General features: G+C 64.4%; 25 protein-coding genes and 3 pseudogenes. 16 read left to right on the top strand and 12 right to left on the bottom strand.

All coding sequences use genetic code 11. From position 1 onward, the window contains the following. Positions 1–7 precede the first annotated feature (7 nt). A pseudogene (locus DPV79_RS02500) lies at positions 8–154 on the bottom strand (universal stress protein); the annotation flags it as partial. Between DPV79_RS02500 and DPV79_RS42480 the strand changes: the two are divergent. The 3 genes and pseudogenes from DPV79_RS42480 to DPV79_RS02490 all read left to right on the top strand — a co-directional run. Beyond that, positions 120–275, top strand: a complete 156-nt coding sequence (locus DPV79_RS42480) for a hypothetical protein (RefSeq protein ID WP_165843465.1) — start codon at positions 120–122, stop codon at positions 273–275. The pseudogene DPV79_RS02500 and the gene DPV79_RS42480 sit on opposite strands and share 35 nt — an antisense overlap. 178 nt (positions 276–453) lie before the next feature. Further along, positions 454–1374 (top strand): annotated as a pseudogene (locus DPV79_RS02495) (carboxylesterase family protein); the annotation flags it as partial. Between the two features lie 54 nt (positions 1375–1428). Then, positions 1429–1570, top strand: a pseudogene (locus DPV79_RS02490) (IS6 family transposase); the annotation flags it as partial. 184 nt (positions 1571–1754) lie between these two features. Here the strand turns inward: DPV79_RS02490 and DPV79_RS02485 are convergent. Continuing rightward, positions 1755–2687, bottom strand: coding sequence for a LysR family transcriptional regulator (locus tag DPV79_RS02485; RefSeq protein ID WP_021158321.1), 933 nt, complete (start codon positions 2685–2687; stop codon positions 1755–1757). 302 nt (positions 2688–2989) lie between these two features. On the opposite strand from DPV79_RS02485, the gene DPV79_RS02480 reads away from it, so the two are divergent. From DPV79_RS02480 to DPV79_RS02425, 12 genes are all read left to right on the top strand, one after another. Continuing rightward, positions 2990–3904 (top strand): SphA family protein, encoded by a 915-nt coding sequence (locus DPV79_RS02480; protein WP_059587554.1) that lies wholly within the window; start codon positions 2990–2992, stop codon positions 3902–3904. An 88-nt stretch (positions 3905–3992) separates the two neighbouring features. After that, entirely contained in the window at positions 3993–5153 is a 1161-nt protein-coding gene (locus DPV79_RS02475; protein WP_059648616.1) for an alpha/beta hydrolase family protein, read from the top strand. Positions 5154–5184: 31 nt separating this feature from the next. Further along, positions 5185–6141, top strand: a complete 957-nt coding sequence (locus tag DPV79_RS02470; protein ID WP_021158324.1) for a VOC family protein — start codon at positions 5185–5187, stop codon at positions 6139–6141. A 19-nt stretch (positions 6142–6160) separates the two neighbouring features. Continuing rightward, positions 6161–6520, top strand: a complete 360-nt coding sequence (locus DPV79_RS02465) for a Rieske (2Fe-2S) protein (protein ID WP_021158325.1) — start codon at positions 6161–6163, stop codon at positions 6518–6520. Between the two features lie 35 nt (positions 6521–6555). Beyond that, positions 6556–7686: an FAD-dependent oxidoreductase gene (locus tag DPV79_RS02460; RefSeq protein WP_059492781.1), complete on the top strand. Its 1131-nt coding sequence runs from the start codon at positions 6556–6558 to the stop codon at positions 7684–7686. A gap of 15 nt (positions 7687–7701) precedes the next feature. Then, positions 7702–8904 carry an MFS transporter gene (locus DPV79_RS02455; RefSeq protein ID WP_113044668.1) on the top strand — a complete coding sequence of 401 codons (1203 nt, stop codon included), beginning with the start codon at positions 7702–7704 and terminating at the stop codon, positions 8902–8904. Positions 8905–8906: 2 nt separating this feature from the next. Further along, entirely contained in the window at positions 8907–9722 is an 816-nt protein-coding gene (locus tag DPV79_RS02450) for a cyclase family protein (RefSeq protein ID WP_021158328.1), read from the top strand. Further along, a complete protein-coding gene (locus DPV79_RS02445) occupies positions 9719–10315 on the top strand; it encodes a cupin domain-containing protein (protein ID WP_021158329.1) in 597 nt (198 codons plus the stop codon). Before DPV79_RS02450 ends, DPV79_RS02445 begins: the two co-directional genes overlap by 4 nt. Then, on the top strand, positions 10312–11319 hold the full coding sequence (locus DPV79_RS02440; protein WP_059485730.1) for a fumarylacetoacetate hydrolase family protein: 1008 nt from the start codon (positions 10312–10314) through the stop codon (positions 11317–11319). The genes DPV79_RS02445 and DPV79_RS02440 overlap by 4 nt, the downstream gene beginning before the upstream one ends. Further along, positions 11316–12272, top strand: coding sequence for an NAD-dependent epimerase/dehydratase family protein (locus DPV79_RS02435; protein ID WP_059648796.1), 957 nt, complete (start codon positions 11316–11318; stop codon positions 12270–12272). Before DPV79_RS02440 ends, DPV79_RS02435 begins: the two co-directional genes overlap by 4 nt. A 339-nt stretch (positions 12273–12611) precedes the next feature. Next, a complete protein-coding gene (locus tag DPV79_RS02430; RefSeq protein WP_059856004.1) occupies positions 12612–12818 on the top strand; it encodes a type II toxin-antitoxin system VapB family antitoxin in 207 nt (68 codons plus the stop codon). Beyond that, entirely contained in the window at positions 12815–13198 is a 384-nt protein-coding gene (locus DPV79_RS02425) for a type II toxin-antitoxin system VapC family toxin (protein WP_081070061.1), read from the top strand. Before DPV79_RS02430 ends, DPV79_RS02425 begins: the two co-directional genes overlap by 4 nt. Before the next feature lie 585 nt (positions 13199–13783). On the opposite strand, the gene DPV79_RS02420 is transcribed toward DPV79_RS02425, so the two are convergent. The 7 genes from DPV79_RS02420 to DPV79_RS02390 all read right to left on the bottom strand — a co-directional run bounded on the left by DPV79_RS02420 (position 13784) and on the right by DPV79_RS02390 (position 22926). Then, complete coding sequence (locus DPV79_RS02420; protein WP_113044667.1) at positions 13784–14653, bottom strand: 4Fe-4S dicluster domain-containing protein; 870 nt, start codon at positions 14651–14653, stop codon at positions 13784–13786. A 10-nt stretch (positions 14654–14663) separates the two neighbouring features. Continuing rightward, complete coding sequence (locus tag DPV79_RS02415) at positions 14664–17642, bottom strand: molybdopterin-dependent oxidoreductase (RefSeq protein ID WP_059492798.1); 2979 nt, start codon at positions 17640–17642, stop codon at positions 14664–14666. Between the two features lie 55 nt (positions 17643–17697). After that, positions 17698–18435 carry an OmpW/AlkL family protein gene (locus tag DPV79_RS02410; protein ID WP_113044666.1) on the bottom strand — a complete coding sequence of 246 codons (738 nt, stop codon included), beginning with the start codon at positions 18433–18435 and terminating at the stop codon, positions 17698–17700. 115 nt (positions 18436–18550) lie between these two features. Next, on the bottom strand, positions 18551–20545 hold the full coding sequence (locus tag DPV79_RS02405; RefSeq protein ID WP_113044665.1) for an acyl-CoA synthetase: 1995 nt from the start codon (positions 20543–20545) through the stop codon (positions 18551–18553). Next, positions 20542–21498 (bottom strand): fumarylacetoacetate hydrolase family protein, encoded by a 957-nt coding sequence (locus DPV79_RS02400; protein ID WP_113044664.1) that lies wholly within the window; start codon positions 21496–21498, stop codon positions 20542–20544. Before DPV79_RS02400 ends, DPV79_RS02405 begins: the two co-directional genes overlap by 4 nt. A 36-nt stretch (positions 21499–21534) precedes the next feature. After that, the gene (locus DPV79_RS02395) at positions 21535–22605 is read right to left on the bottom strand and encodes a 2,4,5-trihydroxytoluene oxygenase (protein ID WP_060125316.1); all 1071 of its coding nucleotides are present in this window, start codon (positions 22603–22605) and stop codon (positions 21535–21537) included. A 12-nt stretch (positions 22606–22617) separates the two neighbouring features. After that, the gene (locus DPV79_RS02390) at positions 22618–22926 is read right to left on the bottom strand and encodes a hypothetical protein (protein ID WP_113044663.1); all 309 of its coding nucleotides are present in this window, start codon (positions 22924–22926) and stop codon (positions 22618–22620) included. Between the two features lie 148 nt (positions 22927–23074). Between DPV79_RS02390 and DPV79_RS02385 the strand changes: the two genes are divergently transcribed. After that, entirely contained in the window at positions 23075–23824 is a 750-nt protein-coding gene (locus DPV79_RS02385) for a TetR/AcrR family transcriptional regulator (RefSeq protein WP_059813392.1), read from the top strand. 146 nt (positions 23825–23970) lie between these two features. Here the strand turns inward: DPV79_RS02385 and DPV79_RS02380 are convergent, their stop codons facing one another. From DPV79_RS02380 to DPV79_RS02370, 3 genes are all read right to left on the bottom strand, one after another. Further along, complete coding sequence (locus tag DPV79_RS02380; protein ID WP_113044662.1) at positions 23971–24465, bottom strand: TetR/AcrR family transcriptional regulator; 495 nt, start codon at positions 24463–24465, stop codon at positions 23971–23973. An 81-nt stretch (positions 24466–24546) separates the two neighbouring features. Beyond that, positions 24547–25248 carry a PqiC family protein gene (locus DPV79_RS02375; protein ID WP_059555595.1) on the bottom strand — a complete coding sequence of 234 codons (702 nt, stop codon included), beginning with the start codon at positions 25246–25248 and terminating at the stop codon, positions 24547–24549. Next, positions 25245–26840 carry a PqiB family protein gene (locus DPV79_RS02370; protein WP_113044661.1) on the bottom strand — a complete coding sequence of 532 codons (1596 nt, stop codon included), beginning with the start codon at positions 26838–26840 and terminating at the stop codon, positions 25245–25247. Before DPV79_RS02370 ends, DPV79_RS02375 begins: the two co-directional genes overlap by 4 nt. Positions 26841–26870 lie beyond the last annotated feature (30 nt).

Genomic DNA, 26870 nt, shown 5'->3' with positions numbered 1-26870 from the left:
AAGCGCGTCACGCACGCGACGCATGGACGAGCAGGACCGGCGTCTTCGTGATGCGCGCCACGCGCCCGGCCACGCTGCCGACGAGCCAGCCCGTCACGCCTCGCCGCCCGTGAGTGCCCATGACGACCCTGTCCGCATTCCATTCGAGCGCGTCGATGCCGGGTGCCGGGCAAGAAGGCGGCTCGATCGCGATATGCCAGTTCCAGTTCGTCGACCAACCGGAGACGATCGCTCGCATGCCGCTCGCGCGCATGGCCGCTGCCGCGTCGACATGAGTCAGACGGGGGACGGCCGGACGGCAGCAGCCGCACGCGCCGACTCAGCACGGCCTCGGTCTGCGGCCATTTCGTCGCCGGGAAATGTCTGCGCCGGATCGTGATTCTTCGGGTAACTACCAGTGTGGCCTAGCTGTTCTGTTCTAGCGACGCTCACGGGTCTTGACTTGCGGGCCAATCGGCCGGTGCGTGGTACACGAGGATGCTCATGGGGATGAAGGAAACGGCCGGTCTCGCGCGCTCCGCTGCTGTACTCAGCTTGCCCGGCCTCCCGCCTCTCCTGCCCGAGGAGGCGCATCGGATCGCATCGGACTTTTGCGCACTCGCCGAATTTCACGACCCCGCTGTCGATCTGCGAAATGCGCCGGTACAGGTGCTGCTGGATTTGCAAGCGAGGCTGCTCGCGTCGCGCGCGGGCTTCGGCACAGTACCGGTGGGCTTCATGCCCGTCGCGGTCAATCGCGTCGCGGCGGATCCCGTGAAGCAGTCGTTGCGGTTTGCGCCAAAGCCCGTGATGATCGGTTGGACGCGCCACGAAACCGGCAGCTTCTTCGCGAGCAACCCGGCAGCCGTGGATGCGACGCGAAGCATGGTCGAGCGCGTATTCCACGCTGAACTGGGCGAGGCTGGGACGCGCCATTACGAGCGTGTCATGCAGCAGCGTCCGGGAAGCACGCCCTACGCGGCATTGATCGAACTGACGTCGTATGCAATCTTCAAGCGACCCGCAATCGAGGCAGCAGGTTCGCTGGCGAAAGCCGGCAGCGATGTCTACGGCTACCAATTCGACATCGCGTCTCGCCAGCCGCATGTGGGCGCTGGCCATTGTTTCGAGTTGCCCTTCGCTTTCGGCAATTTCGACGACTGGACCGACGCACCCATGCTGGCCGGGACAAGCCGTGCTTTCGCGAACGATCTCTCCGGCATGATGCGGTCCTATCTGATGAATTTCATCGAGACGGGAGACCCGAATGGTGACGATCTGCCCGCATTGACCCGTTGCGGACCCGATCGTATCGATGCGATGCACTTTGCCGAATGGGTATCGTGCTATACGGAACGTCCGGGGTTCTCAGCACCGGAGACGCTGTCACGTTAGCGGAGTAGGTTCACGAGGGGCACAGGCACTGTCACGTTAGCAAGGTATGACGGAATGAAGACGACATCGCTCTATCGTGGACATCGATTTCCGGCGGCCATCATCAGCCTGGCCGTGCCGCTGGCATTTTTGCTTCCCGCTTCGCCTGCGCGACATCGAAGAACTGCTGTTCGAGCGCGGCGTCGTGGTCAGCTACCCGTATCGTACCCACGGAGAAAATGGTTGACTCGCTCGGCAATACGCAAGTCGTCTTTGTGTGGACATCCCTGGTTTTGACCCATTGGAACGAAGTCGCAGCGAGTGGGCGACTTCACGGAACGGGCATCGGCCTCATAGCGCCATGCGCGCGTAGTGGTGCCGAGAAAGTACCTCTTGAAGCATTATGTCTTGCGAGCATCATGGCGCCCTTCGTCCATCTTCGCGACCGCCTCTTTCAGCAGCCCGCGCAACCAGGTGAGTCCGGGGTCCGAGGTCCGATGCTTGTGCCATTGCATCGCCTGCTCCAGCGTCGGAACCGGCACCGGCGCCTCGCGCAGCACGATGGGCAGGCTGCGTGCGGCTTCTTCGGCGAGCCGTCGGTGCATGGTGGCGATCCGGTTCGTGCCGACCAGCAGATGGGCCGGCGACACGAAGCTGTACGTGCTCGCCTCGACGCGCCTCACGACGCCGAGCCGCTGCATGAACCAGTCTTCGAGCGTCGTCTGTGCGTCGCCGACCTGCACGATGACGTGCCCGGCCGCCATGTAGCGCTCGTTCGTCATCTCGCCCTGCGAGAGGGGGCTGTGGTTCCACACCACACAGCAGTAGGTTTCCTCCAGCAGCACCTCGGCCGGATGCTCGGTCGAGCAATACTCCTTGGGGATGATCAGCAGATCCGCTTCGCCGCGTTCAAGCACGCGGTGGGGATAAGCGACTTGCGGACGTAGCTCGAATCGGATGCCGGGTGCTTCCTTGTAAGCGAGCGCGAACAGGTGCGGCATGAGCGTCGTCATCGTGTAGTCCGAGACGAACAGGCGGAACAACCGATTCGCTTGCGCTGGCACGAATTCGGGATGGGCAGCCACCGTCGCGTCGACGCGCACGAGAATGTCGCGCACGGCGTCTTTGAGCGCCTCGGCGCGGGGCGTCGGTTCCATCTTGCGGCCGACCTGCACCAGCAGTTCGTCGTTGAAGTAGTCGCGCAACCGCGAAAGCGCGTTGCTCATCGCCGACTGGCTCAGATGGATCTTCTCGGCCGCCCGGCTGATGTTCTGTTCGCTCAGGAGCGCGTCGAGCGCAACGAGCAAATTGAGGTCGAGCTTGTTGAACCGCATGTGTGCTGTCTCCGTTGTCCTCTTCGCTGCCGCGTGACCGCCGGATGCACTATCAGGGTTTAACCTGAAAGTATTGACGCCGTCGATATCGGCAATGGATCGAATCCATTTTTAGGATATATCGGCCTATCTTAACCTAGCGCTATCTCGACGCGACGGCTGCCGACGCATCGCATCGGGAGGCCAGCGTCAGGGCATTTCAGGTCGAACGTACCGCTGTACCTCGGCCGTGTGCACCGCGCTTTCCACTATTAAAAGAGATGACCGGAGGTGCAAACGCGCCCCGAGCAGGAGGAGACAGCATGTCCACGAAACTGATCGCAGCCGTTGTCGGTTGCGCCGTGTTGGCGACCGGTTCGATGAAGGAAGCGCAGGCATTCGAAGGCGGGATTTCACCGTATCCGGCCGGAGCGGTGGGGACGAACATCGCCAACCTGCCACCGATCCCGGGCTTGTTCGCACTCGAACAGTTCAACTACAGCTTTGCGAACGGCCTCTACGGCAACGACGGCAAGAAACTGCCGATTCCGTTCCATACGTCGGTGTTCTCGGAAACCACGCGCCTGCTGGCGGCGTATCCGTTCCACCTGCTCGGCGCAAACGTCTATACGCAGTTGGTCATTCCCGTTGTGTCCTTGCACAGCACGGTGTTCGGGCAGTCGGGCACACAGAACGGCCTCTCCAACATCACGCTGACGCCTGTGTTGCTGCAATGGAATCTCTCGCCGAACCTGGCGATCGCGTCGGGCATCGACGTTGCGTTCGAGACGGGTTCCTATAGCCCAGTCAAGTCGAGCGTCGCGGTGGGGTACACCTCGGTGCAGCCGGTGATCTCGATTCGCTACAACGTTCCCAACGGAATCGACGTCGCACTCGCGAACCGCTTCCTACTCAACCTGAAGAACGGCGCGACGGACTACAGCTCGGGCGACGGTTACGTCGCCGAGTTCAACGCCGGCTGGAACTTCGGCCCATGGAAGCTCGGCGTCGTCGGCGCGTACCTGAACCAGTTCAGCGACGACAAGGCCGGCGGCGTGCGCGTGGGCAATCGCATGCGCACTTTCGGCATCGGCCCGTCGGTCGTGTACGACGCCAGAAGCTGGAACGTCAACCTCAATTATCAGCAAGGCATTTATGCCGCCAACACGGCCAAGAGCAGCAGTGTCTGGCTGAACATCGCCATCCCGTTGTGGGCAGGCTTCGGGCGCAAGGGCTGAGCATCGTCTCGCGTGCCGGACAGCGCGCGAGAACCCGGTCGTCAGCACCGTCATCGAGCAATACGCAATTTCAATCGAGGCAATCAGCATGTTCCGATACTTTCCTACCAACTATGTCTGGAATCTGTCCGTCAATCTCGCCATCGAAATGGGTGCGCGCATCGGCGAAATCGAGGACATGTGCGGTCCGCTCCAGGAAGCGGCCAGGCAGCCGGACGCGGACGGCACACGTGCGTTTCGCGAAGCGTGGGTCGACAAGGCCGATCGTCTTTGCGATCTCGCGCGAGACGACGAGGCCCTGGGGCGGCTGCTGTCGGCGGGCGAGAAATACAAGCGTGCCGCGATCTACCTGATCACGGCCGAGCGCATGCTCGCGCACGATGCCCCGGGGCGCCTCGAGCTGTACCACCGCTCGCTCGATACGTTCGACAAGGGCATCGTGCTCGCCGGCGACAACTGCGAGCGCGTCGCGATTCCGTACGGCGACACTCATCTTTCCGGACTCCTTGTGAAAGCGAAGAGCGCCGATGCGCGCAGTCCACTGCTCGTGCAGGTCAACGGGCTCGATTCGACCAAGGAAATGAAGTACTTCGTGGGCTTGCCGGCATGGCTGGCCGCGCGCGGCGTATCGTCGTTGATTGTCGACCAGCCCGGTACCGGCGAAGCGTTGCGGCTGCACGGCCTGAATGCCGTGTACAACTCGGAGGTCTGGGCGAGCAAGATCGTCGACTGGCTCGAAAGCCGAGGCGACGTCGATCCGAAGCGGATCGGCATGGAAGGCGTGTCGCTCGGCGGCTACTACTGCCCGCGCGCAGTCGCTTTCGAGCCGCGCTTCGCTTGCGGTGTGGTGTGGGGCGCCAACCACGACTGGCGCGACGTCCAGAAAAAGCGCCTGCAGCGCGAAGGCAACTTCCCGGTGCCGCACTACTGGAAGCACGTCTGCTGGGTCTGGGGCGCGAAGGATATCGACGACTTCATGCGCATCGCCGAAGACGTGCATCTCGACGGCGTGCTCGATCGCATCAAGGTGCCGTTCCTCGTCACGCATGGCTCGCAGGATTCGCAGATTCCGGTCGCCTGGGCGCACCGCACCTACGAGCAACTCGTGAACAGCCCCAAGCGAGAACTCAAGATCTTCACCGAGCGTGAAGGCGGCGTTCAGCATTCGAGCTTCGACAACTCGATCAACGCGGGGCACTTCATCGCCGACTGGATCGCCGAAACGCTCGGCGGACGCACCTCGCTCTGACTCATTCACCCATCTCAAGCACGCACATCTCATGAACATCATCGGACCCGATACGCTGGTTTTCGGCGTGGACGACGTCGCCGCCTGCAGCCAATATCTGCTTGACTACGGGCTGCTGCCGGTGCGCAGCGACGACACCGGCGGCCGTTTCGAGGCACTCGACGGAACGGGCATCGACATCGCGCGCCGCGACGATCCGGCGTTGCCGCCTGCGCTCGGCACGGCAAGCATGCTGCGCAAGACGATTTACGGCGTCGCCGATGCCGCGACGCTCGATGCCATCGCGGCGGAGCTGCGCCGCGACCGCGAAGTGAACACACTCGCCGATGGATCGATCGAATCGCTCGACGACATGGGCTTCGCGATCGGCTTCCAGGTCACCACGCGCCGTTCGCTCGTGTTGCCCGCCGAGCCAGTTAATGCGCCGGGCGCGCCTGCACAGCGCGCGCCGAACGTCGTGGCGGTGAGCGAAGATGCCTTGCTGACTCCGCGCACGCTATCGCACGTCGTCTACTTCGTGCCGGATGCCGCGAAGGCCGAAGCGTTCTATGTGGAGCGTCTGGGCTTTCGCTGTACCGACCGATTCACGGGCGTCGGGCCGTTCCTGCAGCCGGCCGGCACGCTCGACCATCACACGCTGTTCATGATTCAGACGCCGCCGTTCATGAAGGGGTGCGAGCATTTCACGTTCCACATGGGCGGACCGACCGAGGTTCTGCAGGCGGGTACGCGTTTCGTCGCGAAGGGCTACCAGTCGTTCTGGGGGCCGGGGCGCCATCGCTTCGGCTCGAACTGGTTCTGGTATTTCAACAGCCCGCTCGGCTGTCACGTCGAGTACGACGCCGACATGGATCTGCACGACGATGCGTGGAACGCGCGCGAGGCGCCGATGGGCGCCGACGCATCGCAACTGTTCCTGTTCCAGCATCGCGAGAAGTGGGCGCCGGGCGGTCCTCCTGCGGGGGCAGCGGTGGCGAAGTCGGATTGACGGCGAGAATCGTTCTGCCATGTCCGAGACATACCCCGACCGTATTCCTCTCGCAAGCGTCGACGATCTGCCCGATCCCGGTGCGCGTGGTTTCGATCCCGGCGGGCAGGGGCATGACACGCTTTTCGTCGTGCGGCACGGCACGCAGGTTTGTGCGTATCGCGACGCGTGCCCGCACTTTTTCGGTGAAACGCAGATGGCCTGGCGCAAGGACGCTTACCTGAACGGCGACGGCACCCGCATCGTCTGCCACGCGCACGGCGCGCAGTTCGACATCGCAAGCGGCGAGTGCGTACTCGGCCCGTGCCTCGGCCAGCGGCTCACGCCCGTCGAGATCGACGTGACGGACGACGGCACCATCGTGCTGATTGCGACATGACACACCCACATCAGACATAACAAGGAGACATCCAGATGGCAGCCCCTCTTCAACACGTCCTCGTCATCGGCGGCGGTTTTTCCGGCATGGCGACGGCAATCCAGTGCGCGAAGCTCGGCCTCACCGTCGACCTCGTCGAGATCGACCCGGGCTGGCGCTCGTACGGTGCCGGCATCAGCATCGGCGGCCCCACGCTGCGCGCGCTGCGCACGATCGGCGTGCTCGATGCCTTCTTCGATCGCGGCCACGGCGGCGACGGCGTGAATCTGTTTACCGCCGGCGGCCAGCCCATCGGCACGCTGCCGACTCCGCGAGTGGCCGGCGAGGACGTTCCTGGCGGCGGCGCAATCATGCGCCCGGTGCTGGCCGATATTCTCGCCAAGGCTACACGTGCCGCGGGCGTGCGCGTGCAGCTCGGCTGTACCTTCTCGCGGATCGAGCCGCGCGGCGAACAGGTGGACGTGATGTTCACGAACGGCACGCACGGTACCTACGACCTCGTGGTCGGAGCGGACGGACTCTACTCGAAAGTGCGCGGCGTTGCATTTCCCGATGCGCCGAAGCCTCGCTATACGGGCCAGGGCGTATGGCGCGCCGTGGTGCCGCGACCGGCGGAGATCGCTTGCGCGACGATGTGGCTGGGGCCCCGGATCAAGGCGGGCGTCAATCCGGTTTCCCGGGACGAAATGTACGTCTTCGTCACCGAGGACAGGCCGACCAACGACTACATCGATCCTGCCGAATGGCCGCGCATGCTGTCCGAGTTGCTCGCATCGTTCGACGTGCCGCTGATCCAGTCCATCCGCGCCCAGATCGGCACCGAATCACGTGTCAACTATCGTCCGCTGGAAAGCCTGCTGCTGCCGACGCCCTGGTTCAGCGGGCGGGTGGTGCTCGTCGGCGACGCGGTGCACGCCACCACGCCCCATATGGCGGCGGGCGCGGGTATCGGCATCGAGGATGCGATCGTGCTGGCCGAAGAGCTGGGGCGCGGCGTGACGGTGGACGCTGCGTTGCACGCATTTCAGGCGCGCCGCTGGGAGCGCTGCCGCATGGTGGTGGAAAACTCGGGGCGCCTTGGCGAAATCGAAATCGTCGGCGGCGACCGAGACGAACACCGACGCATCATGCACGAGACGCACATGAATCTCGCGCGGCCGATCTGACGCAGGGGAGGCACGATGGAAACGAACCTTTCCCCCCCGACGCCGGCGCGTGTCGACCTGTCGGCATCGACCGACACGGTGCGGCTTGGCACGTTCGGCACCGTTGCTTTGATGATCGCGCATTGCGCCGGCATGGTCGATCTGGTGGCCTTGCCGGTCTGGGTCGGCACGTTGATCGGTGCGTATCGGCTCGATCCACAGCGGGCGGGTCTGCTCCCCACGCTGTTTCTGGCCGGTGCAGTGCTGAGCAGCGTCTATTTCTCTCCGCGCTTGAATCGGCTACCGGCGCGCGTGATGTCGACCGTCGGCTTCGGCATCGCGGCGGGCGCGTTTCTCGGCATCACATCCGTGCCGGTTGATCGTTATCTGATGATGGCGGCCCTGCATGCCGTCGCGGGCGTCGCCGTCGGATGCGGCCTGAGCTTCACGCACGGCACCGTCGGGCGCAGCCGCAATCCGCATCGTCTGTTCGCGATCGCCGGCCTCGCGCTCGGTGTTTTCGCGATCGCGTTTCTCGGTGCCGTGCCGGGACTGGTCGCAACGCACGGCGGTCCGACGCTGTTTCGCGTTTTTGCGGGCGTGATGGGCGTCGCCACGCTCGCATGCGCGCTCGCGTTTCCGTCGATTCAGGCGCGCCGCAACGCGGCGACCGGCGACGAGCCTCGTTTCGAGCGTGTCGTCTGGTTCGGCATGGCGGGCGTCGGCTGCATGGCGCTGACGCAGTCGATGCTGTTCAGCTTTGTTCAGCGTATCGGCCTCGATCGCGGATTCGGTTTGAGTGCCGTGATCGCGACGCTGATCGCGCTCGGCTTCGTCAACCTGTTTCCCGCTCCCGTCGCGGGGCTGCTCGAAACGCGCGTGCCGGGCCGCAAGGTCGTGCAGGCCGGCTCCGTCGTACAGGCCGTGCTCGCGCTGGTCATCACGCAAAGCGCGGCGTTCGCGCCGTACGCGGCGGCCACCTCGGTCTTTGCCGCCGTGATGATCTTCACCCACACCTTCGCGTTCGGCATGCTCGCGCGCATCGACCGCACCGGCCGCGCCGTTGCCGCGACGCCGGCCATGCTGATGACGGGCGCCGCCATCGGGCCGGTGCTCGGCGGCACGCTCGTCAAGGTGTCCGGCTACGGCAGCCTCGGGATCGCCGCAGTGCTGATCGCTGCCGCTGCGGCGATCTGCTTCTCGCGGCTCGACCGCCGTCCCCCATCCCCAGGAGTCTGAACATGAAACCCGTTCGACGGTTTGTCGATCTGTCCATCTATCTCGAGAACGACGTTCTCTCCGATCCGCCGCCGCTCGCGCCCAGGATCAGCTACCAGAAGCACGGCGACACGCTGCCCGAATTCATGGCGATGCTGCCGGGGACCAAACCCGAGGACTATCCCGACGGTGAAGCCGCCGCCGCGGAGTGGGTCACGTTGACGACCCACAGTGGCACCCATCTCGACGCGCCCTGGCATTTCCATTCGACGATGGATGCGAGCCTGGGCGAAGCCCGGCCGTCTATCACGATCGATCAGGTGCCGCTGGAATGGTGCTTCCAGCCGGGCGTGAAGCTCGATTTCCGGCACTTTCCGGACGGCTACGTCGCGACGGCCGCCGACGTCGAGGCCGAACTCGCGCGCATCGGCCATGCACTGCAGCCGCTCGATATCGTCGTCGTGAACACGCGGGCCGGATCGCGCTACGGGCACGACGACTACGTCAACGCGGGCTGCGGCATGGGCTACGAAGCGACCATGTACCTGTTGGAGCGTGGCGTGCGCTTGACCGGCACCGATGCATGGAGCTGGGATGCCCCGTTCTCCCATACCGCGAAGAAGATCGCGGAGACGGGCGATACGTCGCTGATCTGGGAAGGGCACAAGGCGGGGCGCGATATCGGCTATTGCCATCTGGAGAAGCTGCACAACCTCACGGCCTTGCCGCCGACCGGCTTCACGATCAGTTGCTTCCCGCACAAGATTCGCGGTGCGTCGGCAGGGTGGACGCGTGCCGTCGCGATTTTCGACGACACCGACATGGAGGCGGCAGCATGAACTTTCCAGTGATTCGGCGCGTGGTGACCGGACACGATGCCGACGGCCGCGCCGTCGTCGCATCCGACGGTCCTCTGCCTACCGTAGTGGAAATCGCCGCGATTCCCGGCACCGTATTCCACGAAGTGTGGAGCACATCATCGAGCCCCGCCAGGGTGGACAACGGTGCCGATCCCACGCTTGACGCGCTCATGCTGCCGCCGCCGAAGCACGGCACCCGTATGCGCTTCGTCGACATTCCGCCCGACACGCCGGAGTTTCTCGCGCACGGGGCGGTGAAAATGCACCACGCATTCAGCCAGATCGGCGACGCCGCAGCGTCGACGGTGAAAGCCGGGTCGCCGCATCCGCTGATGCATCGCACCGAGTCGATCGACTACGGCGTGGTGATCGAAGGCGAAATGACCTTGATCCTCGACGATGCAGAAGTCGCCCTGGCGCCGGGCAGCGTGGTGATTCAGCGCGGAACCAATCATGCCTGGGCGAATCGCTCGGGCCGTCCATGCCGGATGCTGTTCGTTCTGATCGACGGCGCCTACGATCCGGCGATTGCCGCCGTGCTCGATACGCCGGCACACGGAGGCGCGCGATGAAATTCGCCACCTTGCCCGACGGTGGCGCCGATGGCCGCTTGCTGCTCGTGTCGCGCGACCTGCGCCATGCCGTCGAGGCCGCGCCGATCGCCACGACGCTGCTTGATGTGCTTGAGCGCTGGGACGCGCTCGCGCCCGGCTTGCAGGCGCGTTACGACGCATTGAACGCCGGCAGCGTGCCGGAGGCGCGTCCGTTCCATCCGGCCGCCTGCGCCGCGCCCTTGCCGCGCAGTCCGCAGTGGTGCGATGGCTCGGCGTTTCTGAATCACGGCCGCCTGATGGAGCAGGCGTTCAATACTCCGCCGATTCCCGAGTTCGATACGGTGCCGGTCATGTATCAGGGCGCCAGCGACGACTTCCTCGGCCCGGCCAGCGACGTGCCTTTTCCTGACGAGGCCGACTGCATCGATTTCGAAGGCGAATTCGGTGTGGTGGTGGGGCACGTGCCGATGGGCGTATCGGCCGCCGGCGCGCTGCACTGCATCCGTCTGATCGTACAGCTCAACGACTGGAGCCTGCGTGCGTTCGGTCCGCGCGAAATGAAAACGGGCTTTGGTTTCCTGCAGGCCAAGCCCTCTACGAGCTTTGCTCCGGTCGCCGTCACACCTGACGAACTCGGCGAGCACTGGCGCGACGGCCGTGTGCATCTGAGCCTGCACGTCGAATGGAACGACCACTGGTTCGGTCATCCGCATGGACGCGAGATGAACTTCGGCTTTGGTGAACTGATCGCGCATGCGGCCCGGACGCGCCGCCTGTCGGCGGGGACGATCGTCGGGTCAGGGACGGTGTCGAATGCCGATCGCGGCGCGGGCTCGGCGTGCCTCGCCGAGCGCCGCGTGATCGAAATGATCGACAAAGGGGGCGCACGCACGCGGTTCATGCGCTTTGGCGACAGGATCAGGATGACGGCGCGCGATGACGCCGGCAACGCCCCATTCGGCACGATCGACCAGCGGGTTGTGCGTGCGTCATGCGCCGACGACGGGGAGGCCCGGCCATGAGAGTGCTGGTGACCGGGGCGGGCGGATTTGTCGGAACGGCATTGGTCGAACGGCTACTGCACGACGGCATCGTGGAGCCTGGCGACGTGTCGGAATTGCTGTTGGTCGACCGGCAAGCGGGATGGCCGTACGACGATGCCCGAATCACGGCGCTGGTCGGCGATTTCAGCAGCCTGGAGATTCTCGATCCGCAGTTGTCGAAACCCGTCGACGTCGTCTTTCATCTGGCGAGCATGCCCGGCTCGCAGGCGGAGGCCGAACCGGCCGAGGGTGACCGGGTGAATCTGTCGGGCATGCTGGCGCTGTTCGACCGCCTGGCGAAGCAGGCGACGGAGCAGGGGAGTGCGGCGCGCGTCGTCTATGCCAGCAGCGTTGCGGCGCTGGGCGAGTCGTTACCCCCTGCCGTGGACGAGCACACCGTGCCGCGCCCGACCATGAGCTACGGCGTGCACAAGCTGGTGGGCGAGCTGATCCTTGCCGACTGGACGCGCCGCGGCAAGCTGGATGGTCGTGCGTTACGCCTGCCGGGCATCGTGGCTCGTCCGGCGCTGTCCGCCGGACATGGATCCGCGTTCATGAGTCAGATCTTCCGCGCGGCGCAGCGCGGCCAGTCCTATACGTGTCCCGTTTCGCCTTCGGCCACCGTATGGTGGATGTCGCGCAGATGCTGCGTCGATAACCTGCTGCACGCCGCACGCCTATCCGCAGAGGGTTTGCACGCGGGCCGAGTCTGGACGCCCCCGGTGCTGCATCTGTCGGTTCAAGAGATCGTCGATGCGTTGGTCCGGCGCTTCGGCTCGTTCGACATCGATTACGCTCCGGTGGAACGGATCGAGCGGCTTTTCGGACGACAACCGCCACTGACTGACCGCCGTGCCATCGAGGCGGGATTTCAGCACGACGGTACGATCGATGCGCTTGTCACGCGCGCGCTTGAGTTAGAGCCCAGTTGAGTTGAGCGGGCGCAGCGCGGTCACATCGGGAATCGTCGTGCGAACACGCTTACGCTTCGAAGCCGAACTGTTTTGTGCAGCAGCCCATTGCACAATTATCGAGGTGGCACGACAAGCTTGACGATACCTCACACCAGCCTTGGTGTGAGCATAGAGAGCGAGACGTTGCCCATGCGCGCGCCAGCGACGTTCGCCAACTTCCAGCGCCACCGTAGTCGGATCTCCCTGTCGAAAGCGTCACGGCCCCACTTTAGGCCGATAGGCGATCCGCTTATCACTGACGGAATCGCTGTTGAATTGATGCTAAAATTGATGCAGAAAAGCATCAAAGGAGCCATCATGCGTACCACCGTCACCGTCGACGACGCTCTCTATGCGCGCGCACTCGAACTCGCCGAACCGGGCACGCCGCCGGCCGACCTATTCCGGGCGGCACTTGAAACCTTCGTGCGCGTCCAGGCCGGTCAACGCCTGGCCGCCCTGGGCGGTCGCGCGCCCGACATGGCAGATGTCCCGCGCCGCGCTCCTGAGGTAATCGCCCGATGAGTGTGTTGGTCGACACGTCCGTGTGGGTCGAGCATTTCCGGCGGCCACTACCAGCGCTTATCCAACTTCTGAGCGTCGATAACGTCCTTACACATCCACTGGTGATACTTGAGCTCACGTGCGGGACGCCGCCCGAACCTCGGGCACGAACGCTGGGAGATCTCGCGTTATTGCGCCAAACGCGCCGCGCGACGCCAGGCGAAGTAGCGGACTGGATCGAGCGGGAACGGCTGTATGGGCGCGGATGCGGTGCTGTGGATTGCACGCTGCTTGCATCGGCGCTGTTGACCCCGAACACCCGACTCTGGACGCGCGATCGGCGGCTCGCGCAACTGGCAGAGCAATTCGGGGTTCACTACGTACCGCCTGACCTGCATTGAGCGAAGCAGTTGCCGACTTCTTTGCGCGGTCTGTCGCCGTGCCTAGGCGTGGTCCCGCCTCGCTCCTCACGATTAGGCTGCCCGCTTTCGCGGCTGGCGCCCATTCGTGCGGCAAATGGGGGGCCCTTTGATTTCTGTGCAATTTCCCGGTTAGACCCACCTCAGCTGGGCGGTGCTTTGCCTCCAGGCCCCAATTCAATAGTCAAAGTAATCATAGACTTGCTGACTATGCGATACAGTAGAGCCAGCGAGCGGCTCCGAGCCTTGTACCACGGCGAACTCGGGACTGTTGCGATGGTCGAGCGGCTCGGCAGCAAGGTCATGGCAGGCAATTTCAATTGAAGGATTGACCTTCTTGTGCGATGCGCACGATCGAAGCCGTGAGCAGTCGGCTTACCGATTGATTGCCGATGATGCGGGAATCGGCATGCAGTAGTGTCATCCCGATACTCCCGATTGAATGAAGTTCGGTCACGGCCACCGGAGACGGTAGCCGCCGGGCTGTGGTCGGCGAAGTTCTCATGAAACGAGAGGGCTGTGCTACGGAGATCGGTGCGATTGCCGCAGCGGCCAGCCTTGCTCGGATCACGAACACTCGATCGCCACGGCGTTTGTCGACTGACTGAGCCTGATCTCGCCCAGGTAGGCGCTGTCGCCCAATTTGCACTCGCGCCAGGCATTGCCGCGGGCATGCCGGATTTGGACTCTGTAGAGGCCGCTGCCCCTGGCCAGGCCGTCGAACCGGAAATCGCCGAAGCCGTCCGAGACGGTTTCGGCTACCTGCCGGTTACCTGCATATAAGACGACGACCGCATCCGTGACACACTCGACCACGTCTCCTGCCTGGGCACTGACACTTCCGCCGACGAAGCACGTTTCCCACCGCTCGAGGCCGCTATACCACACGCGGGGCTTCGTGCTCAGGTTGGGTCGCAATACCTTGAGTCCCTCGCGCGTGGCCTTCTCGGCCATCGCCGTGTCGTCGAGCTTGACCGTCTCGAAGACATCGGTGGGGCACGACTGCTGACAACGCGGGCGGGACCAACCCTGGTCGAGCAAATGCGCATCGAAGATCCAGATCTGGGGCAGTTGCAGCTCTTCGTTCCAGACGATCGCCTTGTAAGGGCACGCCTTGACGATGTCCTTTCGGCCTCGCGCCTTGTCCGGATCGATGATGACGATGCCGTCGGCGCGCTTGCGAACGGCGCTGCCGCCCGCGCGCATGCAGGGCGCGTCGTCGCAGTGGTTGCACATGACCGGCAGATAAGTGGTCTCGATCATGTGCGACGCACCCTGTACACGACGCAGGATGCGGATGGGGCTCTCAGCACTGGCCGAGGCGGGCGCCGCGTAGCCGGGGAAGTCATTGCCGACGTGCTCGTCCCGCGCGGCGATCACACAGTTCTGGCAATTCTCGCAACGCCCGACTTTGATAATCAGGTTCCACTTGCTCATTTGAAATTCCTCACGCTGCGCGACCGAGCATGAAAGCTTCGGCACCGCGCCATTTCTCGACCTGCACCAGGCAGGAATTCGGGCTCATGCTGCTGGTGCCGGCGGTCTGAGGCCGGTCGGGGGTCAGCATGTTCATGCAACCGCCGATCTCGACTTGCTCGCCATCGATTTCGATCAGCTGAAATTCAGCGCTCGCCTCGTAGGATTTCACCACTCCGGCGTTCACCAGGGGCGAGACATCGGCCGCACAGATCACGGCGCCGCGGTCGTTGTGTACTTTGACGAGATCGCGATGGGCGATGCATCGAACAGCGGCGTCTGCCGGATTGAGCCTCAGCAGCCAGAACCGGTGCCCCGCGATCAGCGCGCGATGATCGTCGATGCCGTTCACGGCGGAATTCTTTCCGTCACCGTGGGTATGAAAGCTGTAGCGGCTGTGGGTAGCGATCAACTGCAGCGGGTAGCGCCGGGCCTTGTCCGAGCGCAACCCCTCCCAGGAGGGGATATATCGGTTGAGCGGTGGTCGCTCCGGATTGTCCGCTGTGTGCCGCTTCAGCAACTCGGGCACGAACTCCAGCTTGCCGCTCGGCGTCTGCAGGCCCTTGCCGAACCGTTCCGAGAACTGCGACGGCAGGGGATGAGGTTCCGGCAGGTCCTTCTTCCTGTCTTCCGCATACCAACGCATGTCCGCGGGATGGCGCAGCTCGGGCTTTTCGGGCGGCACGACGAAATAGCCCTTGCGGCAAAATTCGCGCCACGAAATGTGATCGGGCAGATCCGACGAGTCGAAGACGCGCTTGACCCAGTCGAGATCCCCGCAGCCTTCGGTGAAAATGCCACCGAGGCCCAACCGGGTCAGGATGGCAGTGAAAATGTCGTAGTCGGAGCGGGACTCGCCCAGGGGTTCAATGCACTTGTGCTGCAGCGTCAGCATGCGATGGTTGACCGTGCCATACCCGTGGTGGGCGTAGCCGCCCGAATTCGCCCATTCTCCGATGTCCCAACGCTCCAGCGAAGTGCACGCGGGCAGGATGACGTCGGCGAACTGCGCTTCGCCCTCCATCCAGATCGACTGATTGACGACGAATTCGATGCTCGAGTGCCGGTAGGCCTGCGTCCAGCGTCCGGAATTCGTCACGGTACTGAACGCGGATCCGCCGTAGCGATAGATCATGTGGATCGGCGAATAGCCGGGCATCGGGTAGGTGAACGGCGCAAACTGGGCTTCCTGGGACATGCCGTCCCAGAGATAACCGGTGGCGTGACCGTTGAGGATCGCATCGGGCATCTGCTGTCGCGGCACCATTTGCTTGACGGGATTCATGGTCAGGATGTGCGGCATGCGCTGGTAGTTGTCCACCGCATTGGCGGTCCACGCCAGGTCGCCTGAAATGCCGCCGTCCGCGTAGCCAGGGAAGTAGAACTGGAGGTCGTGCGGGACGCCGATTTCGAGGCAGCCGAAATTCACCCCCGGCTTGCCCCAGCCCTGCATGGACATCATCATGATCATGCAGCGCGCCCATTGCGCGCCGGTCGCCCCGCGGCCCGCGCCACCGAATCCCGCGCCGGTCATCCCGACGGCGAGATGCACCTTCTTCTTCCCCCACAGGCGCGCAAGCGCACGGGCGTCCTTGGCCGGCACGCCGGTCTCGCTTTCCTGCCACTCGGGTGTCTTGGGAGTACCGTCGGTTTCGCCCAGCAGGTAGGCTTTCCAATCGTCGAAACCGGTCGTGCGCGTCGCGACGTAATCCTTGTCGTAGAGGCCCTCCACGGTCCAGATGTACATGATGGCGGTCGCCAGCGCGGCATCGGTTTGCGGCCGGATCGGGATCCAGCGGCCGCCCAGTAGCTGTGCGGTGGGATTGCAGTGCGGGTCGATGTGAACGAACTCGATGCCGAGCTCCTTGGCCCACAGGCGGCGCGGGGTTCCCTCGAATCCTGCGTAGGCCCCGTTGGTACTTTCGGGGTCGCAGGACCAGAAGACGATCATTTCGGCCTCCTTGAGACCGTCCTCAAGGCCGCCGTAGCCGGCGGGCACGCCGACGCGCATCGAGTTGCCGAAATGATGCATCGCGCCCCAGTACCAGCCTTCCCAGCTGTCCGGATTCGCGGCCACCCGGGTGAAGCCGATCAGGTTGGCGAAGCGCGTCAGCGCGCTGAGGTAGTAGCCGACGTTGCCCCACTGGTGGTGGGACGACATCGGGAACGTGATGGAACCGGGGCCGTGAACCCGCTTCTGCCGGTTGATCTCCTTGGCGACGATGTCCAGGGCCTCGTCCCAGCTGATGCGCACATAGCCGGACTTGCCCCGGTTCTGCGGATTGCGCTCGCCGTCCGGGTCGAAGTCGACCCGTTTCATCGGGTGAAGGATGCGCTTGTCGGAGTAGACCAGCGACTTGAGGGTCAACGCGTGGGGCGCGACCAGTCCGCGCCGTGGCGGGCTGAAGCGGCGTCCACGTGCCTCGATCACCCAGCTTGACGCATCCGTATCGTCCAGCTCGATGGGCGTCACGCGGACGATGCGGCCATCCTTGACGTAGACGAACAGGGGCCCGCCATTGGTACAGGTGGTGTAGCGTCGGGTGCCGTCGCGCATGGGCGTGCCCATCGTCAGGCCGACCGTGCGCATCATGCTCAGGGTTTGCATGAGCCAAACCAGCAGTTCGTCCTCGCCCTCGGTGACCACCTTGAAGTTCTTGGCGGCGTGGACGATCTCGCCCTGGTCCGGGTTCGGGGAAAGGAACTTCAGGGCGGTGGCGACGTCCTTGAAGGCCATGCGTACATCAGGCCGCGGATGCTTGCCGGCGCGCGACCGAATGCGGCCATTCCTGAACTCGATGGCGCGACCGATGCTTTGATCCATGAGCCCGATCCACGCGACGAGATTGCGCTCCTTGAGGCGATCGCGATAGGCGGGGAAGCGGCGCGCCGTCAGGTCCAGAACCTTGGGCAATGCAAAAAGAATGGTCTTGAGAGCCTGTCGTTTCATCGTTCGATCCAAAGTGTTGCTTCCATGCGGGGGGGCTGGCATCGGGACGCACCCGCTAGAACGTATAAGCGACGTTCAAGAAAACGTTGACGGGGTTGAGTCGGAGCGTCGATGTGGAAACGATCTGCGTGCCGGTCGCGCTCTGTCCGTATAACGTGAGGTGGGTCTTCACCGGCATGTAGCCGACGGAAGCACCGACCGACCAATGTTTGGTCATCGCGTAACTCGCCCCGAGCTCGAACACCGGGTTCCATGATGAACTGAGTGTCGCGCGCGCCGAGCCGCCCGGCCCGAAGCTGTCGGTGACGAACTGGCGATTGGTCGCCCGAACCTGGGTGAACCACGTGTAGTTGACGCCAAGTCCTACGTACGGACGGAATTTCGATTCAGCTGAAAACAGGTGATATCGAAGTTCGATGGCGGGCGGCATCGGCCTTGTCGTGCCGAGGGTTCCGTACTTCTGCAACGTCCCGTCACCGACCAGATTGACTGTCAGTGGCAGTCCGAACAGCATGGCGACACCGATGTTGTCGGTGACGTAGTACTCGGTGGTAATGCCCATCGTATCCGTCGAGCTGGCATGCGCCCCGGTACCAGCCATCTGCTGATTCACCGTTGCGCCGCCGACACTTTGCACGGTCAGGGGCGTCGCGTCGCCCTGGGGCGCGACGTGCAGCCATCCAACCGACGTAGTGATGCTTCCGGCCGTCTGCGCATCTGCGTTGTCGGCAAGTGCAGCCGTGCAGATGCAAACCATCGCACCTGCGAAACTCGTCGTCCGCCTCAATTTCATCTTGCGTCTCCTCTGTCTCGGTCCGATTAAACAATTACAGTTAATTTGGATACCTTATTGATCGTGACGAGCCTCTCTCGAAGTTTGTATTGTCGCGGCTAGTCGCGCGCCTCCGTCACCGCAGATCTGTCGCTGCCGGACCGGACGAGCGAATGGGTTCCGCTGCGAACGAGATCGAGAACGCAAACGGGAAACGCCCCAGCACGAAGCGCGCGGCAGTCTCGAGCCCGGGATTGCTCAGCTCGACCGAGACCGACATTCCGCCGGAATCACTGGTCGAGACGTCGACTGATGCGCCTGGCGCTCCGCCCTGGTCCAATGCCGCGCGGAGTGCGTCGCTCGTCTCGCGGCGCTTGAGTTCGGGTTTGAATATCTTGCCGACGCCGGTGAGCGGGATCGCCTCGACGATTCGGACGTGCTTGGGCAGGGCGGCGCGTTCAGCGATCTCCTGCTGCATGAACACTTCCAGATCGTGTTCGCTAGCCGTCATGCCCGGCTTGAGCTGAACATACGCGACCGGCAACTCGCCGGCATAGGCATCGGGGCGCCCGATCGCCGCTGCGATCTGGACTGCCGGGTGTCGATGCAGCGGTTCCTCGATCGTCGCCGGGTCGATATTGTGTCCGCCGCGGATGATCAACTCCTTCTTGCGGCCGGTCAGCCAGAAGTAACCGTCGATGTCGCAGCGGCCGAGGTCGCCCGTGTTGAGCCAGCGCTTGCCGTCGCCGAGATCGAGCCACAGGGCCTCGTTCTGGTCGGCACGCGTGTAGCCGGTGAACACGTTCGGCCCGGAGATCACGAGCAACCCCTCCTCGTTGGCTGCGCAGTCGCGCAGATACCGTCCCGCATCGTCCACGACGACCGCCTTCATCGCCTGGAAGGGGATGCGAAGCCCGATTGATCCCAGCCGACGCTCGCCGTTCGGCGGGTTGACGCTGCTCACGCAGGTTCCTTCGGTCAGGCCGTAACCTTCGAGAATCCGGATGCCCGTTTTTTCCTGGAAGGACCTGAAGACGCCGACCGGCATCGGCGCGGCACCGCACAGGCCGTATTCGAGCGAGTCGATGACATGATCGTCGGCAGGAATATCGAGCAGCGAAGCATAAAGCGTCGGGACGCCGCTGAAGAAATTGATGCGATGATGTTCGACGATTTCCCAGAAGCGTTTGACGACGCCGTCGCCCCGGTAACCCTGCGGTGTGCCGAGCACGACATGGGCACCGCGCGAGAAAGGCAGGAGGCCGGTCACCATCGCGGCGTTGACGTGAAAGAGCGGCAAGCCGCAAAACGTCGTTTTGCCGGGGCCGATACTGTCGCCGAAGAACCGCCCGGCGCTCCAGGCATTCGCCACTTCGTTGCCGTGACTGCGCATCGCGATTTTCGGCAACCCTGTGGTTCCACCGGTACAAAAGTAAGAGGACATGTCGCCGGGTTGAATGCGGCGCGCATTGTCGAGCGCCGTACCTGATTCCTGCGCAATTGCCGTACCGAAGTCGTGGATCCGGATGTGCGCAGCCACGGCGCTGCGCAAACCGCCAGCACCGTACAGCTGCGCACACGCATCGTGCTGGAGCGTGCGTGCCGCCGACTGCGCCATGCCCCGCACGCGATCGGCCAGGTTGACCAGCACGAGATGCCGCAGCGGCTCGACCTCATGAAGGATGTCCGCGACTTTTTGCCAGAGATCGGTCCCGGGAAATGGCGCGAGCGTCACGAGCACGCTGGCGCCGGCGGCTTTGAGCAGCTGACCGATCGCTTCGCCTTCGAGCAGCGGATTGATCGCGCATACGATGCCGGTCGCCTGTCCGCCCCAGATCACGAAATGCGTTTCGGGCAGATTGGGCAGCACATAAGCGATCACCGATTGCGAATTCACACCGAGGCGCGCGAACATGTTGGCCGTGCGCGTGATGTCGCGAACCAGCTCGCGATAGGTCCAGCACTCGGCGTCACGGTGCCCGTCGGCGGTCATGAAAAAGGAGAGGGCGGGGGCGGACGGATCGATGGCCGCACCGGCGCAGATCATCTCGTACGTGCTGGCCGGAAGGTCCGGCGGAAGGCCCGGCGCTTCGATCGCCAGCACGTCGTCTTGGGTCGCGATGCCGTTCATGCTGCTTCGTCCACGATCTCGTTACGTTGCACGCCCAGGTCGATCGTTCCGTCGCGGCTCGCGATCCGGGCTTCGACGATGTCTCCGGCCTTCAGATACTGCGCGCGCCCCGCCTGCACCTTCATGAACATCTTCCATTTGACGGATTCGGGAAAAAGCGCGATGGCTCGCTGCTTGAGCGGCGACGGGATGCTGAGTGCGCAGCCGGCTGGTGTGCCGGTCGCGAGCAGGTCGCCGGCGCGAAGGTCGTGCACGCCCGACAACTCGGTCAACGTTTCCGCCGGACCGTAGACGAGGTTCGATGTCGAATCCTGTTGGCGCACCTCGCCGTTGACGGTCAACGTCAGGTCGAGCGCCTTCAGCTTCGGGAAGTCACGCCGCTCGAGCAGGCACAGATAGGGGCCGACCGGCCCAAACGTCCGGAAGCTCTTGCCCTTGTAGAACTGCATCTGCGGGATCTGGACATCGCGCGCGGAATAGTCGTTGACGATCACGGTGCCGGCGACATAGTCGTGCAGGTTCGCGTCCGTGATCTGCTGATGAGACGTGATGTCGCGTTTGAGGATGAGGCCGAGCTCGATTTCGTAGTCGAGAAACCGGACCTGCCGGGGTTTCACGACTCGTGAGTCGGCGGCGACGATGCAACTCGTCGCCTTCGTGAAGATCATGTTGAACTTTTTCGCGTCCGGATCCATGCCGGATTCGATCATGTGCCGACGGTAATTCGCCCCCTGGCAAACGAACTGCTGGTTGGCGGTCACCGGTGACAGCCACTCCACGTCCGACTCCGGAATCGTCGTTCCGTCGAGCGAGACGAGTCGTTCAACCGGATTCGCCGCGAGAAAGCTCGCGGTTGTCTCGAAGTCGCCGGGAATCGGCGTGATGGCGCCGTTGGCGACCACACCCCATTGGGCGCGGCCATGATGCCGGAAGTACAGGACGTGCAGTGACATGAATGATCTCTCGTGAGTCGAATGGGCGGTTGGGGATCAGGCGAACAGCTTCGCCAGGGTCAGCAGCTTGCTGACCGTCAGATCGGGACTGCGGCGCAGGTTGCGGAACAGCGCCGCGAGGCTCGACGGCGTGAGCCGGGGCTTCGTGAAGCTGCGCGGCATCGTCGGGCCCCACTGCGCCATCGCTTCGCGGCTGACCGCGTGCACGCCCGTCGGCTCGTCGGCCGTGAACAGGTCGCCGTCGCAATAGTGTTCGTGCTTGTCGCCCCACGGGTCCTGCCAATAGTCGAAGATCTGGCTGCCGAGAATGTGCCGGCCGATGCCCCACGCGTGTGCCCACCCGTTGTCCCGGAGCGTGCGCTGGCCCATGCCGACGGCATCGGCGTCGATCAGTTCATACGCGCTGTGGCTATAAGTCGGCACGAACCCCTGGGCGAGCGCGAGCGTATGGTGGTCGGCCGGCCGGTCGCCGAGATCGAGCCGCATGAAGGCAACCGCGGGTGAGCCGTCCGGCAGCACCTGGACATCGCTGGGGATGAACCCGAAATGTCGTGTGTACCACGCGCAGGTTTCCTGGTAGTCGGCGAGCTCGAGCACGACGTGTCCGAGCCGAATGACCTCGGGCGCGCTCGCCGGCGGTCGCTGCGTTGCGTTGATCCGCAACGGCGTGTCGACCGAGTTGAATGAAAGCGCGGCACGGTGCGGCAACGTGTCGGCCCGGGTCTGGCCGGCAATCGCGTCGACCCGAAAACCCGACGGATCGGCGAGCCGCACCCGGAGGCCGCCGCCTGGCCAATCCGATGCCTCGATCTCCGACGCGCCAGGGATTTTGGCGAGCGCCTCGAGATCGGCGCGACTGTCGACCTGCAATCCGAAGCCTACGAAGCGGGCCTTCGGCGCGTGGCGAACGACATAACAGAAGTGTTCGGTGCCGGTTCCGCGCAGCAGCAATTGCGTGTCATCCCGCAGAATCGTTCGGAGTCCGAAGTCGTTAAGAAAGTGCTCTGCCTCGTCGAGATCGGGGCGATCGAAGATCAGATAGGCGAGCGCCGATGCCTTCGTCGTGGGGTGCGGATGGCGAGCCGGTTGTGGGGTGGTCAGTTTCATGGCGGATGACAATCAGGCAGGTCGAATGACAATTGCGAAGGCGGGCGCCGTCGCATCGAGGGGCTTGCCGCGCAACGGAGGGCATGCAATCTCACCGTCGCAGGACATCACTGGCCGGACCACGAATGTCGCGAGGTCGATCGTCGATTTCGCATGGGAGCGGCGTGCCTCGCCGACGGTGCCGTGACTGGCCGAAAAATGACCCGATGCGGCGCCGACCGGCCTGAATCCTGCGATCAATACGCCGAGCATCGAAGGCAGCCCGCACTTCTGCGACGCGTGCGAGCTGTTGTGAATGGACGCGCTGGCGCCCGTGTGCATGTGTGTCTCCACCGTATCTCCATTCGTCGTTCGATCGGTCTTGAGGCCGTGTTCTGCCGTCCTTGATGACATTAAAATCATAGATGATGACTTTGTCAATGTAGACGTTTGAATCTATACTTGGGCACGAACAAGGATCGAAAACGTCATGACGAATACACCGAGCCGCCGCACACCAAAGCGCTCCGCTCCAGAAGCATCCAGTCCCGCGGTCGCCGAAGAGCGCGAGCCGCGTGGCGCGCGCCGCAAGCGGGAGACCCGCGCCCGCCTGCTGGATGCCGCGCTCAGACTGATGGCCGAGAAGGGCATGGAAGGCGTTGCCATCAACGAAATCACCGAGGCCGCCGACGTCGGCTTCGGCTCGTTCTACAACCACTTCGAATCGAAGGAGGCGATCTACGCGACCCTCGTGGAATCGGTATTCGAGGAGTTCGCGGATTCGCTCGATCGCCTGGCCAGCGGCTTGTCCGACCCGGCGGAAATCATTTCCGTCTCGGTGCGACATACGCTGATGCGCGCGCGGCGCGAGCCGGTGTGGGGACACTTCCTGATACGCGAGGGCTTTTCGGCGCGCGTCCTGACGCTTGGCCTGGGTCAACGCCTGCTGCGGGACATGGAGCGCGGTATCGCCGAGAAGCGCTTCGTGGTCGCCGACCCATTCGTCGGCTTCCTTTCGGTCGGCGGTACGGTGCTGACCGCCATTGCCGCCGAACTCAACTTCGTCGCTCCGGGCGCACCGGCAGCCGGTGTCCTCAAGGAACTCGGCTTCAGCGGAGAGCACTTTCCGGAACGCACGGCGGCGACGCTGCTGCATACGCTGGGGCTCAAGCGTGCGGAAGCCGAGAAAATCGCAAGCCGACCGCTGCCCGTCGTGGATGCGGCCGAGACCGCACAGTGACGTAACGGGGTGACGCAGGCGGCGGCCAAGCCACCGCGAGCGCTCGTGCGGTACCCTCCAGCTGACTCGGGCGCCGGGCCTGGCGTGCACCGTTCAGCCGGCGCACGCATCGCGGTGTCCCGGGTCAGCTCTTCGTGCGGTGCGTACTATTCACCGGCACGCAACAGCGCGACGCCGAGCACAGCCGCCCATTTCGCCGCCGATTGCATGCGCTCCGACGCGTCTGCCGTATCGCTCGCCGCAGCCGGCGGCGCCGGCTCGGCGTGCAGCCGGTCGACGATCTGCCGGATCCCGGCATCGCGCAGCGCGTACAGGTGCACCTCGACCCACAGCGGGAAACATTCCCAGCCGGTGGCGATGTCCGCGGAGCCGGCGGCGCGGGAGCCTTCGCGCTCATGCGCTGCCGGCCGCATTTTCGTCAGTAATTTCGGGCGGTCGCGGCGCAGGATCTCGATCAACAGCTCGCGCTTGTGCCCGAAGTTCGCATAGAACGCGCCGCGCGTATAGCCAGCGCGCTCGACGATGCGCTCGACGGTCGTATCGGCGAAGCCTTTCGCGATGAAGCAATCGCGAGCGGCGGCGATGAGCCGTTCGCGGGTGTCGAGCTGGCGCTGCATGCGGGTCAGGCGGGCGGGTTTCATCCTGAGCTGTCCGTGCGGTGGAAAGGGCTGAAGCGGCGCAATATCGCGCTGCGGGAAATGTTCCGTCGTCATGGCGCCGATTCAATCGTCGAGCGCGTCCGGCGCGCCGCGATCGACAGCGGGGGGCGCGATCGGGCGCCCGGGTGCGCCCGATCGGCAATCGGCCGGTGGCGCGGCGTGCGCGGTTGCCGCGCGAATGCCCGCGGCGATCCCGAGCGCGAGCGCATCGAGCGCGCGACGCTGCGCCTTGACGAGTGCTTCGTAGCCCGTCGACGCACCGGACCGGACGATGCTGCGGCACGTCAGTGCCGGCTGCCCGGACCCGGAACTCACACTCCACGTTGCATCGAGCAGCACGTGCGATGCCGGCCAGGATTCGATTCGCTGGACGTCCACCGCGACCCGGTAGACGGGCGCGCCGTCCGGGTGGGCGACGTGATGAACATCGATCGTGCCGAGCCGGGACGCGACGCGCGTCGACAGTCCGCCGCGCATCTCGTCGCCGAGCGGCGCGGCCCAGCGCTCCTGCTCCAGGATGTCGGTCCGATCGGGGCCGCGTTGCACGACGAGCCGGTTGCCGTCCGCGGGCGCCGCGACGTGCACGGCCTGGATGTCGATCAGCCAGGCGGGATGCGATGCGGCGGCCTCGGCACCCGCATCGTCCGCCACCGCGAGGGTATGGAAATGCACCGGCGGCGACGCGCACGCGCTCAGCACCGCGAGTGCGACGCACGTCGCGATGCGCGCCGGCATACGGAGACGACCAAACGAACGCGCTTTCATTGCCGGTCCCCCTTCTTGCCGAACAGCAGCGATTCGGGATGACGTTCCAGATAGTCCGCAAGCGCATTCAACGACTGCAGCGTTTGCGTGAGCGACTGCATCGCCTCATGAACGTCCGACTGCATCGGCGAATTCTGCCCCAACGTCGACTCTGCCGCGCTGAACGTGCGTTGCGCGGCGGCCAGCGTCTTGCGCGCCTGCGGCACGACCTGCTCATCGAGGTGACCGAACAACTGGTTCGCATGCGCAAGCGCGCCGTTCAGATTGTTGCCGATCCGGTCGAACGGCACCTGATCGAGCTTGCGCGCGATGTCGGCGATCTGCACCTGCAGCTCGTCGAGCGTGTTGGGCACGGTCGGCAGTTCCACCGGCGTGCGGCGCGCGTCGACGCTCGCGTGTGGCGCCTTCGGGAACATGTCGAGCGCCACATAGAGCTGACCGGTCAGCAGGCTGCCGGTACGCAACTGCCCGCGCAGCCCCTGGAGCACCAGGTGCTCGAGCAGTTCGTGGCCGCCGGCCGTATCGGGCGCGGGCAGCGCCGTATCGCTGTGTCGGCTCAGTCGCGACGGATACAGCGCCATCGCGACCTTCATGCTGAAGTTGCGCGTGTGTTCGTTGTACTCGATCCCGATGTTCGTGACCTGACCGAGCACGATGCCCCGCAGATCGACCGGCGCGCCGACCGACAGCCCGCGCAGCGACTGGTCGAAGCGCATGACGACCATCAGCGGCGTGCCGTCGGGGTCGCGCATCGCGTCGGCTTGGTCGGGGGCGAGCCGGAACGGCGTGTTGTCGGCTGCCTGCGGCGCGTCCGCCTGTCCAGGCGGCGACTGAAACGCGAGACCGCCGACGATCACGGTCGCCAGCGACTGCGTGTTGAGTTTCAGGCCGCTCGAATCGAGCCGAAGATCCACGCCGCTCGCGTGCCACCAGCGCGTATTGACGCTGACGTACTTGTCGTAGGGCGCCTTCACGAACGCCTGCACGTCGACGCCGGTACCGTCCTTGTCGAGCGAGAATCCCACGACCTGACCGACCTGCACATGCCGGTAGAACACCGGCGAGCCGATGTCGACCGAGCCCAGCGAGTCGCCGTGCAGCAGAAAGCGTCGGCCCTGCTGGTCTGCGGTGACGGCAGGCGGCGTCTCGAGACCGGTGAAATCGGTCTGCTTCTGCGACGAGCTGCCAAAATCCGCGCCGATGAATGCGCCGGAGAGAAGCGTGCCGAGGCCGGAAATGCCGGAGGCACCGACGCGCGGTCGAACGACCCAGAAGCGCGTGTCGCGGTTCGCGAAGCGCGCGGCATCGTGCGTCAGCTGAATGCCGACGACCACGCGCTTGAAGTCGGGGGTAAGCGTAATGGTCTGGACGGAGCCGATATCGACGTCCTTGTAGCGGACCTTGGTCTTGCCGGCTTCGAGGCCCTCGGCGTTGGCGAACGTGACCGTGATCGTCGGACCGTTGGCGGTGACGGTCCGGATCACGAGCGACAGCCCGATCAGCGCGCACACGAGCGGCACGATCCAGACAAGAGACGGGATCCAGCGGCTGCGCGGCCGGATCTCGGGTGGCGAAAAATCGAAAGAAGACATCGTTTTGGAATTCGAAATAAAGCGGGCGCT

This window comes from Burkholderia reimsis (assembly GCF_003294055.1).
Lineage (GTDB): Bacteria > Pseudomonadota > Gammaproteobacteria > Burkholderiales > Burkholderiaceae > Burkholderia > Burkholderia cepacia.
Note: the sequence above shows the minus strand (reverse complement) of the source record. Positions and strands in the feature narration are given on the sequence as shown.